This is a genomic window from Stenotrophomonas ginsengisoli (assembly GCF_001431485.1).
Lineage (GTDB): Bacteria > Pseudomonadota > Gammaproteobacteria > Xanthomonadales > Xanthomonadaceae > Stenotrophomonas > Stenotrophomonas ginsengisoli.
Window position 1 is genome coordinate 63,106 of sequence record NZ_LDJM01000002.1, and the last position, 10,602, is coordinate 73,707.

Sequence of the window (10,602 nt, forward strand, 5' to 3'; positions counted from 1 at the left end):
CGCTGAGGACACCATGAAAACCATCCACAAGACCCGTTTCGCGCTGTTGGGCGGCCTGCTGCTGGCCGCGCTGCCCATGCTCGGCCATGCCCAGTCCATCGGTGGCTCCTACACCATCCACGGCCATGGCTACACGACCGACCAGGCCTGGCAGAACCTGATCGACCAGGCCAACCAGCTGTGCACCTTCGGCTTTCCCGGCGTGCAGAGCTTCAGTTACTCCCAATCAGGGCCGTACTGGATCGTTACCGGTCAGGTGACCTGCAATCGCCCCGGCCTGGCCCCCACCCTGCCGGGTGACCCGGGCATCATCGGCTGAGCCAACGCGCAGCCCTGCTGCTGGTCGCTGGGCAGAGGGCTGCGCGTATACCCGCACTGCCGATACTGCGACAACCTGTCACTTATCTGCGCCGGGGCCGGGCCGGACAATGGCCCGGTTATCGTTTGATTGCCCTGCCTGTGCCTGTTGTCCCTGCCCTTGCTGCCGAACTTGTGCGTTGCGCGCGCCTTGCGCGTGGCCCGCGCAGTGGCTGGGCCAGCCGGTTCTGGCTGTGGCTGGCCATGGCCTCGGCCTTGCTGATGGCCATCGCCCCGGTGGTGAGCTACACCTTGCAGGCCCTCGGCCCGGTGCAGGAGATCGCGGCAGGCCATGGGGCCGATACCCGCAGCAAACATCACGCCATGCACGGCCAGGTTGCCGAGGTCGCCACAGCAGCCAGCGCACACAAGCCACCCGCTGCAACGCCATCACCTCCCGGCCATGCCCCCCAGGCCGGCCATCCCACCCACCACGCGCCGGCTTTGGCCTCGTCCGCCTCCGTGCAGGACACGTACACGGCCGGGGCCATCGCTGCGGATCACGCGCAACCCGCGGCCAACCCCCACGCCGACCACGGCGCAGCCTGTGATTACTGCCTGATCGCCGCACGTGCCCTGGCCGTCATCGCGGCCCTGCTGTGGCTGCTGCTGGTCCCGGCCGCTGGCGGCCTGCGCCCGAACGGTGCTGCCCTGCACCGGACCACCCGCCAGCCCTGGCCAGCCCACGCTGCCCGCGGCCCACCCCTCATCGCCTGACAACACCCCCTTCCCGCCCCGGCCTGCCGGCACGCCACTGCGTGCGCGGTTGCCGTGCCGTTGTCCGTCTTTCGATGAGCCTGTCATGTCCCGATCCTTCCCGGTGCTGCCGCTGCGCGCACCGCTGTTTGCTGCTGTTTCCCTTGCCCTGCCCGCCCTGCTGGCCACCACCACCGTCCACGCCGTGGCCGGCCCGCACGCCCATACCCGTGCCGATACCCTGGACCGCGTGGTCGTCACTGCCCGCGCGCCCAGTGCCGCCCTGACCTGGGAAACCGATCCGCGCCTGCCGCGCCAGCCGGTACCGGCCAGTGACGGGGCCGATTACCTGAAGACCGTTCCCGGCTTTGCCGCCATCCGCAACGGTGGCACCAATGGCGATGCCGTGCTGCGCGGTCTGTTCGGCTCGCGTCTGGGCATTGTGGCCAACAACGGCGCACTGGCCGGCGCCTGCCCTTCGCGCATGGATAACCCGCTGTCCTACCTCAGCCCGGACACCTTCGATGCCCTCACCGTGACCAAGGGCCCGCAGAGCGTGCAATGGGGGCCCGGCAACAGTGCCGGTACGGTGCGTTTCGAGCGCGATGTGCCACGCTTTGAAGCCCCCGCCAGCCGCATCAATGCCAGCGCCCTGGCCGGCTCCAACCAGCGCAACGACCAGGTCATCGATGCCACCCTGGGCAATGCTCGAGGCTATGTGCGCCTGGGTGGCAACCGCTCCGAGGCCGATGATTACCGCGACGGCAATGGCCAGGACGTGGCCGGGGCCTGGCACAAGTGGAATGCCGAGGCTGCCATCGGCTGGACACCCGACGCCGATACGGTGATCGAGCTCAATGCCGGCATCGGCGATGCCCGCGCCCGCTATGCCGGCCGGGGCATGGACGGCAGCGCCTTTGCCCGCGACAGCCTGGGCCTGCGCATCGAGCGCGACAACCTCGGCCCGGTGCTGCAATCCATCCACGCCAGCGCCTACGTCAACCGCGCCGACCACGTGATGGACAACTACTCCCTGCGCGATCCCAACCCGGCCAGCAACATGCCCATGCCGATGGGCTCCAACCCCGACCGCCGCACCGCCGGTGGCCGCGTGGCACTGACATGGCAGTGGGACGATGTAGCCTTCATCGCCGGTGCCGACCACCAGGCCAGCACCCACCGCCGCCGCAGTGGCATGGGCCGCGATGCCTGGCGCGCCCAGCCGCGTGTGGCCGATGCCCTGCTCGGCCATACCGGCCTGTTTGCCGAACTCACCACCGGGCACGGCACCGACAGCCGCTGGATCAGCGGCCTGCGCATCGACCAACACCGCGCCCGCGACCTGCGCAGCACCGCCACCAGCGGCCACGCTGGCATGGCGATGCCCAACCCCACCGCCAACCAACGCCGCAATGAAACCCTGGGCAGCGCCTTCGTCCGCCACGAGCGTGATCTGGACAACAGCCTGAAGCTCTACGCCGGCCTGGGCCACGCCAGCCGCATGCCCGATTACTGGGAGCTGTTCTCGGCCAACCGTGGCCCGGCAGGCAGCGCCAACGCGTTTGCCGGCATTGCGCCGGAGCGCACCACCCAGCTCGACGCCGGCCTGCAGTGGCAGGGGGAACGCCTGCAGGGATGGGTGTCGGCCTATGCCGGCCAGGTACGCGACTACATCCGCTTCAACTACCTGGCCGGCGGCATGACCCGCGCCGACAACGTGGATGTGCACATCGCCGGTGCCGAAGCCGGCATCGACTGGCAATGGCGCGATGGCCTGCGCAGCGGCGCCACCCTGGCCCATGCCTGGGGACGGCTGGCCGATGGCCACGCACCGCTGGCGCAGATGCCGCCGCTGGAGCTGCGCCTGACCACCGATTGGCAGGGCGAACGCTTCAACGCCGGCGCCCTGCTGCGCGCGGTGGCCGCCCAGAACCGCACCAGCCCCGGCCAGGGCAATGTCACCAGCCGCGACATCGGCCCCAGCGCCGGTTTTGCCGTGCTCTCGCTCAATGCCGGGTACCGGATCAACGACCACCTGCAGCTGACCGCCGGCATCGACAACCTGTTCGACCGGGCCTATGCCGAGCACCTCAACCTGGCCGGCAGTGCCGATTTCGGCTACCCGGCCGAGCCGGTGCGCATCAACGAGCCCGGCCGCAACCTGTGGCTGCGCCTGGCCTTGCGCCACTGACGCCCCGGCCGCCAATTGCCACCAGCGCAGGCGCCATGCCATCGTCAGGGTCTTGCGCCAAGGAGCCCTGCCGATGGACCTGACACTGCCCCAGCTGCAGGCGCAGATGCGCGCCGGATATGGCAGCGGCTGGACCGGCATCGCCGCCTCGGCCCTGGCCTGGGCGGTGGCGGCCGGCATTGCCTGGCAAGGCAGTGCCCAGCACGCCATCTGGGCCTTGCTGGCCGGTGGGGCCCTGATCTTCCCGGCCAGCGTGGTGCTGGGCAAGCTGCTGGGCCTGCCCTGCACCCATCCCAAGGGCAATGCCCTGGGCAGCCTGGCCGGGGCCAGCACGTTCTGGCTGATCTTCTGCCTGCCCATTGCCTGGCTGCTGGGCCAGCAGCAGCCGGCCTGGTTCTTCGCCGCCATGCTGCTGGTCATCGGCGGCCGCTACCTGGTATTTGCCAGCCTCTACGGCATGGCCCTGTACTGGGCGTTGGGCCTGATCCTGGCGGCTGTCGGCTTTGGCCTGACTGCCTTGTCCCTGCCTGCGGCGGTGATTGCCAGCGCCGGGGCCGCCATCGAGCTGGTGTTTGCCGGCCTGTGCGCCGTGCAGCATTACCGCCGCCGCTGAACCGGCCAGCCATCACCGGCAGGCATGCGGCTTTATTGCCAACGCCCAAGCTGGCAAGCTACGCGCCCTGCCTCATCCAGCGAGGCCGAGCGAGCGCACCATGTCTGATGTTGTCCAGTTTGATCTAGGCCCCCTGTCCCTCACCGTGGCCGGCAGCCGCCGTGGCCGCACCGAACTGCGGGTGTCGGCCTTTGACCAGCTGCTGGGCAGCATCACCACCGCCGGCCCGGCCGACCTGGACTCCCTGCTGGCCTCGGAAACCGAGCAGCAGGCCTTGTTCGACCTGTTCAAGGACCACTGCGCCCCCTTGCTGCGCGAACGTGCCCAGCAGGGCCCGGCCAGCACCGAGGCCCTGTGTGTGCACCTGGTGCACCCCTGCGACAACCCGCAGTGCGATGCCGTGCATGAGCTGCTGTGCATGAACTCGGTCAACACCCTGCTGGCCACCGCTGCCAGTGCCAGCCACCAGGACGGCACCCCGTTCACCGTGGTGGACGAGCACGGCCAGCCGCTGTCGGCGCTGCATTACCTTGGCGAAGCCGATACCGAACGCCTGCTGCTCGAGCACGTGGCCCCGGCCCTGCTGGAAATGGCCAGCTTCTTCAGCCCGGCCTGCATGGAAGCCGACCTGGCCCGCTGGCAGCCGCCCAGCCCCGCCGACCAGGACATCATCAGCTTCTTCGGCTTCTTCTCCGGCATGCCCGATGCCCTGTACGGCATCTACCAGTACATCAACCCGCTGCTGCTGAGCATCTGGATGGAGCGCATCAACGCCTGCATCGAACGCCCGGGCCACGACACCAAGGCCGCCGCCCAGGTCGCCTGGTTCGCCCTGCTGGCCAAGCTGCACATCCTGCCGGCCAATTACCTGGCCAGCGCCAAGCCCCAGGCCGACACCCCGCTGGCCCGCATCAGCGCCCCGGCCGGCAGCCACCGCCTGCATTGAGCGGCGGGGGGGGCACCGACGGCCGACAGCCCCCTGATTCATCGGCCCAAGTACCCAGCGCGGTGAGGGATCTTGCGCTCCGGCGTGGATGGGGCCTCAGTCATCTGCCGGGCAATCGGCCGGGCTCTGGCTGTTGATCCCCTGGATACTGGTGAAGCGATACACACCGTCATGGCCAGCGGCAAATCCATCCCTGGCCTTTCCCTGTGCAATGGCAGAAACCTCAACGTAAATTGGCGGGTAGGGCTTGCCGCGGCTCTCGGCCAAGGAGGCGGATATATCCTGCAGAGGCTGGATCAATGCCGCATCGCCGACCACCCAGAATGACTGGCTGGAACCGCATGGTCGGAATGTGCGCACCTCATGCCCCCATGTGTAATGGCCACGAAGCTGCGCTGTGTCACTGGCAATAGTCGTGGCACAGCCAGAAGTGATTACAGCCATGGCAACAACGAGCAATTTTCTGGACATGCATGAATCCTTGGTTGAGCCCGCCAGGAGATGGCGGCTTGAATACCCTACCAGACCACGATGGCCGGCCATCGATCTTTGATATTACTGTTGGAAAAGCGGATTCTGCGCGCCGGATTTACCCTGGAAATACCCGGGGACCGTAGCATTGAACCGATCCATTTCAGCAAACCCGGCAGACGCAAAGCCTGAAAGCGAAAGGCAAGGTAAGCGTGCTGCCGGAGTTGACGGGAAGATCCTTACAGAATTGTTAGGCCGCTGCTGCGCGATAGGCAAAGTAGCTGCCTACGCCAACTGCCGCCCAGAAAAGCAAGCCCACAACAGCACAAACAGTGTCATCTGGTTCTGTTTTTGGCCTCACGGTGCGGACAAGAACGTAGCCAGTGCCTTGGATGATGAACTCAAAGAAGACCTCGAAAAGGATGCGACCGACAACGCGGGCAACTCCTCCAAGAGCATCACTAGCGATTTCCCCGAGTGGCATGGTTTTCTCGTAAGCGGCCTAACGCCAGAGTTAAGCCGCGCCGCGAAGCGGTGCGGCTTGAACGAGTAAAAAGGAGACTTCCCGCTCTGGCGGCCAAGGCCGCCGGCATCGAGTGCCATGATTGAGTTGGACCACAATCAGATTGAGGGGAAGTCTCCAATGGCTGATTCAACCACAAAAACGGTCGGCGTGGATCTGGCAAAGCAGGTCTTTGCCATCTGCGAAACCAACCACAGCGGGCAGGTCATCCGGCGGCTGGAACTGCGGCGTGATGTCTTCTTCCACTACCTGGCCCAACTACCTGCCAAAAGCGTCGTGGCCATGGAAGCGTGCAGCGGCGCGCACCACTGGGCACGGCTGTGCCTGCGTCACGGGCTGACACCAAAGCTCATCGCTGCCCAGTTTGTGACACCGTTCCGCAAAAGCGCCCGCAACAAGAATGACCGCAACGATGCCGAGGCGATTGCCACCGCTGCACACCAGGGCAACATGCGCTTTGTTGCGGTCAACGATGTCGACCAACAGGCACGCCTGTGCTGGCATCGCGTGCGCGAGGGCTACAAGGTGGAAAGCCTGGCCATCGCCAATCGACTGCGCGGGCTCCTGGCCGAATTCGGCCTGGCCATTGCCCGAAGCGATAGCGCGCTGCAGCGGGCAGTGGCCAATGACCAACTCCGGACCCAGCTGCCGGACACGTTGCTGCCCTTGCTCGACGACCTGTACGCACACTGGCAGCAGGTGAAACAGCGGATTGCTGCGATCGATCGCCGGGTTGTCGCACATGCCAAGGCGGATGAGCGCAGCGTGCGTGCCCAGCAGCTGGTTGGCGTGGGGCCACTGACCGCCGATGCCCTGGTGGCCAGTATCGGTAACGGGCATGAGTTTGCGAACGGACGGCAGCTGGCTGCCTGGCTTGGCCTGACACCCACGCAGCATTCCAGTGGCGGCAAGGCGCGTTTGGGCGGCATCAGCTGCCGGGGCGACAACTATCTGCGCACGCTACTGATACAGGGTGCACGAAGTTGCCTGCAGCAAGCCAAGCTGGCCAACGCGCAGGCAGCAACTGCCGAGCAGATATGGATCACGTCGCTGGCAAGCCGGTTGCCCTTTGGCAAAGTGCTGGTCGCCATCGCCAACAAACATGCGCGGCAACTGTGGGCGATGCTACGACGAGGCGAGGACTACAATAGCGAGGCATGGCTGCATCATCCGATGGTGCAGCGATCACGCAAAAAAGCCATCGTCGCCTGAGCTTTAAACCGTTTCAACGCAATGAATTCAATGCCGGCAGCGACACAGGTAACAAGCGGTCAGACCGCCCCGAAGAGAGCCTGACTAACAAGTTGGCGCCATTGCATGCGAAGGCTGATCCCCCTTGCATGGGCGAAACCGTTGGATGAGCGAGGCCTGGGCGTGCGTTTTTACCTTGGTCCGGTTTGGATGCATCAAACCCACAAGACCGTTTACGGAAATGCTGTCTGGCAATGCTTGAAGCCTGTCGCATCGATTGAATCAAATGCAGCAAAAACCAGGCAGACGCAAAGCCTGAAAGCGAAAGGCAAGGTCAGCGTGCTGCCGGAGTTGACGGGAAGCTCCTTACGGAAGCTCCTTACGGAATTGTTAGAGTCAGCCCCGAAAGCAATGCTAACTCCGCTTTCCGAGGCCGGGCGCTCCACCTTGGACACATGGACTTCCGCCACGCCGCCCCTCTGGGTTGAAAAGTTTGGCCACTACTTGTTGCCGCGTTGGTTTGGCTGGAACAATCCCACCAACATCCTTGGCTGTGCCCGTGTATGCAGCCATGTAGGCTTTGAGGTCTCCCTCCAAGATCCGAGTCCTAGAGGCGCGCTTAAGCACCAGGTCTGCGCCGGAAAAGGAGTAATCCAATCCCGCAGAATCGCAGAACCAAAGCAACATAGGCTTGAACGATTTGTGGCCCATGAACTGATCCAGCACGAGCTTGATGTAGCGGAAGTCTCCGTGCTTTACGAAGTGATCAATCTGATCCTGTCCAATTGCCAAGAACTTCGGAGAAGACAGGAACTTACGCCAGTCAACGAACTCCGTAATGCGCGGATCTAGAAGTGAACGAAGTAGTCTGCTTGCTTCCTTGTCCATGATCTTAAGCGCGGGCTCTAACGTTGAGTTAAGCCGACCGCTTTAGCGGGTCGGCTTGAATGAATGGTTAGTCGCTACCACAGTAATTGTCACCTGATTGAATTTTAATCTCGCAACGGCCTGCCACTGAACCCTTTCTTCAATCTAACTTTAATTTAGCGGCCGACGCTTAAGGTATCGTGAGTTATCTCTTTTAGCTCAGGAGCAGCCGAAATTATGTTCAAACACTCATAGTCGCTAGGCACAACATATTCCGCAACTTTCCCATTCACGAAGTAGCCATCCTTAATTCCAGAATCCAGATGCGCATTCTGTCCTCGCCAACCACCAGCCTCTACGCGAAAAACGACCGAACCCTGAATAAAAAGACTGTATTCAACATTTTTCGAATAGAACTCTGTTAGCTCTTTCTCGTCCATAACGCGGAATGCGACAGTATCAGGGAAAACGAGCAAATACTGCTTTTCACCCAGGCGAAATTCCAAATGGCATTCTCGCCTTCTATAAGTAACCGCCGTTACCTCCATGTGACCATCCGGCAACGTTAAATCTGGGAGGCTCATGAGAGTAGTTTTCATACGACTAACACCTGAGTTAAGCCGCGCCGCGAAGCGGCGTCGGCTTGAATGATCGAATGGACTCCCCGCGTCACCACGCTGCGTCAATGCGCAAGCTGAAACTGTTGCCCATCAGTACGCGAAATTTACGCCAGGAGCCGGACATGCACGCTACCACCAAATTCGCAGGTAATGAATCGTCGGTTGCCGTTACCTTGGCGGTGGACCTGGCCAAGGACGTTTTTGAACTGGCATTTGCCGATGCGGTAGGACGTATCGTCGAGCGCAAGCGACTCAAGCGTGGTCCGTTTGCGCAATGCCTGGTCAATCGCGCACCGCTGAGCATTGTCATGGAGGCCTGCGGCTCGGCGCATGCGTGGGCGCGGCGCTTCATGCGGCTGGGCCACTCGGTGAAGCTGCTGCCGGCGCAGCATGTACGCCCCTACGTCCGGCGCAACAAGACCGACCGCGCCGATGCCGCCGGCCTGCTGGAAGCTGCGCGCTGTGGTGATATCCGCCCGGTGCCGGTAAAAACCACGGCGCAACAGGGCACGCAGGGCCTGCACCGCATCCGCGAACACCACAAGGCCGAGCGCACCGCCGCAATCAATACGGTGCGCGGGTTGCTGCGCGAGTTCGGCCTTGCCATCCCGGCCGGTGCCGGCAGCGTACGCCCTGCCGTCCTGCAGGCGCTGGAAGATGGCGACAACGATATCCCGATGGACTTGCGCCATGCGCTGGCCGGCATGCTGGAGCGGATCGCCTCCTGCCAGCAGGCAATGGCCGATATCGAGAAGCAGCTGGCCGACATCACCAAGTGCGATCTGCGCAGCCAGCGCTTGATGGCCGCCAGCGGTGTGGGGCTGATCACCGCCACGGCGATGAGCGCAGGCATTGGCGACTTCACCCGTTTCCCCAGTGGCAGGCACCTTGCCAGCGCACTGGGGCTGACGCCACGCGAATACTCCAGTGGCGGCAGCCGCAAACTTGGGCGTATCAGCAAACGCGGCGATGTGTATCTGCGTACCTTGCTGATCCATGGTGCACGCTCGGCACTGATCAGCGCCTGCCTGGCGCGAAAACGGGGCCTGCCTCTGGACCGCACCCAGCAATGGGCCCTTGCACTGGCTGAGCGCAAAGGCCACAACAAGGCCGTGGTGGCCCTGGCCAACAAAACCGTACGCAGCTATGGGCCGCCGAGCCCACGGCGCGAGCTTTGATCCAGGCCACCTCAGCCAGCGCGAACAACGCGCTGGCTGACTCCCCCCTCAACCGCCTCGCTGCCGCATCGAAATACCGAAATACGCCGAACACCGCTCACCCGTTCTGCTGTTGCATCGTCTCAACTCATGCAAGCGTGTCGGTCCCCGAAACAGCCAAGCCGATAACAATTCTGATCCTTCGTGATCGTTTGAACGTCTGGCCCTGCTCCGCGGATTCCATGATGGCTCGGGAAAGCCCACCACAAAGCCGAATACACGAATGCAACCGCTCCCGTTTGCCGGGTTGAAGAAAAAGTTTCAGCAGGATGGAAAATCAAGAATCACATGCCGTGAAGCTGAAGCTTCACAACATCGTGCCGCCAGGATTTGACGGGAAGCTCCTTACGGAATTGTTAGGGCGCGCCCTAGTCATCAGCCGGGTACCCAAAAGCATAAGGAGGGCCGCAACGGCGCGCCACCTCGGGGTAATCACGCTCGATGTACTCCTCCGACGCAGCGCCTCCGCCAAACTTTGCCGGAACATTGAAGCGCGTAACGTTGCCGGTGTGGGAGCTACGGAGGAACAAGCCGAACCTGTCCCGGTCCAGTTCTATGCCCTGATACCAAAGCACAGTGCTGCCTTGTTGTGTCTTTGGCGAGCGAACCTTTACACACCCGTTCTCGACCACGAGCCTGCCCTCGAATGCTGCGGTAAGCCATATCTCTTCTAGTCCGGGCGGCTGAGGTGCTACCTGTGGAAAGAATGGAAGAGGCTGGGCCGCCTGCTTGCTGGCGCACCCTCCAAGGAGAACAAAGCTCAAACCAACGACTGTCCAGATCTTCATGTGCGACCTAACATCTGAGTTAAGCCGCGTTGCGAAGCAACGTCGGCTTGAATGATCGAATGGACTCCCCGCGTCACCACGCTGCGTCAATGCGCAAGCTGAAACTGTTGCCCATCAGTACG

The 10,602-nt window shown here is 63.2% G+C and carries 10 protein-coding genes and 1 pseudogene; 9 read left to right on the forward strand and 2 right to left on the reverse strand.

Annotated elements, in window-relative coordinates; translation table 11 throughout:
- Positions 1-13 precede the first annotated feature (13 nt).
- The 5 genes from ABB30_RS00460 to ABB30_RS00480 all read left to right on the forward strand — a co-directional run bounded on the left by ABB30_RS00460 (position 14) and on the right by ABB30_RS00480 (position 4,803).
- Positions 14-319, forward strand: coding sequence for a hypothetical protein (locus tag ABB30_RS00460; protein WP_057636274.1), 306 nt, complete (start codon positions 14-16; stop codon positions 317-319).
- Between the two features lie 173 nt (positions 320-492).
- Positions 493-1,074 carry a DUF2946 family protein gene (locus ABB30_RS00465; RefSeq protein WP_057636275.1) on the forward strand — a complete coding sequence of 194 codons (582 nt, stop codon included), beginning with the start codon at positions 493-495 and terminating at the stop codon, positions 1,072-1,074.
- An 85-nt stretch (positions 1,075-1,159) separates the two neighbouring features.
- A complete protein-coding gene (locus ABB30_RS00470; RefSeq protein ID WP_057636276.1) occupies positions 1,160-3,244 on the forward strand; it encodes a TonB-dependent copper receptor in 2,085 nt (694 codons plus the stop codon).
- Positions 3,245-3,317: 73 nt separating this feature from the next.
- Positions 3,318-3,857: a DUF7010 family protein gene (locus tag ABB30_RS00475; RefSeq protein ID WP_057636277.1), complete on the forward strand. Its 540-nt coding sequence runs from the start codon at positions 3,318-3,320 to the stop codon at positions 3,855-3,857.
- Between the two features lie 100 nt (positions 3,858-3,957).
- Complete coding sequence (locus ABB30_RS00480) at positions 3,958-4,803, forward strand: hypothetical protein (protein ID WP_152980468.1); 846 nt, start codon at positions 3,958-3,960, stop codon at positions 4,801-4,803.
- Between the two features lie 96 nt (positions 4,804-4,899).
- Here ABB30_RS00480 and ABB30_RS15995 read toward each other — a convergent pair whose 3' ends face one another.
- Complete coding sequence (locus ABB30_RS15995; protein ID WP_152980469.1) at positions 4,900-5,274, reverse strand: hypothetical protein; 375 nt, start codon at positions 5,272-5,274, stop codon at positions 4,900-4,902.
- 148 nt (positions 5,275-5,422) lie between these two features.
- Here ABB30_RS15995 and ABB30_RS16000 point away from each other — a divergent pair, with 148 nt between their 5' ends.
- The 3 genes from ABB30_RS16000 (at position 5,423) to ABB30_RS16005 (ending at position 7,840) form a co-directional block, all read left to right on the forward strand.
- On the forward strand, positions 5,423-5,827 hold the full coding sequence (locus tag ABB30_RS16000; RefSeq protein WP_152980470.1) for a hypothetical protein: 405 nt from the start codon (positions 5,423-5,425) through the stop codon (positions 5,825-5,827).
- Positions 5,828-5,917: 90 nt separating this feature from the next.
- On the forward strand, positions 5,918-7,009 hold the full coding sequence (locus ABB30_RS00490; RefSeq protein WP_057636280.1) for an IS110 family RNA-guided transposase: 1,092 nt from the start codon (positions 5,918-5,920) through the stop codon (positions 7,007-7,009).
- Positions 7,010-7,114: 105 nt separating this feature from the next.
- Positions 7,115-7,840 carry a hypothetical protein gene (locus tag ABB30_RS16005; protein ID WP_152980471.1) on the forward strand — a complete coding sequence of 242 codons (726 nt, stop codon included), beginning with the start codon at positions 7,115-7,117 and terminating at the stop codon, positions 7,838-7,840.
- Positions 7,841-8,031: 191 nt separating this feature from the next.
- Here the strand turns inward: ABB30_RS16005 and ABB30_RS16010 are convergent, their stop codons facing one another.
- The gene (locus ABB30_RS16010; protein ID WP_152980472.1) at positions 8,032-8,454 is read right to left on the reverse strand and encodes a hypothetical protein; all 423 of its coding nucleotides are present in this window, start codon (positions 8,452-8,454) and stop codon (positions 8,032-8,034) included.
- Positions 8,455-8,597: 143 nt separating this feature from the next.
- On the opposite strand from ABB30_RS16010, the pseudogene ABB30_RS00495 reads away from it, so the two are divergent.
- Positions 8,598-9,693 (forward strand): annotated as a pseudogene (locus ABB30_RS00495) (IS110 family RNA-guided transposase).
- Positions 9,694-10,602 lie beyond the last annotated feature (909 nt).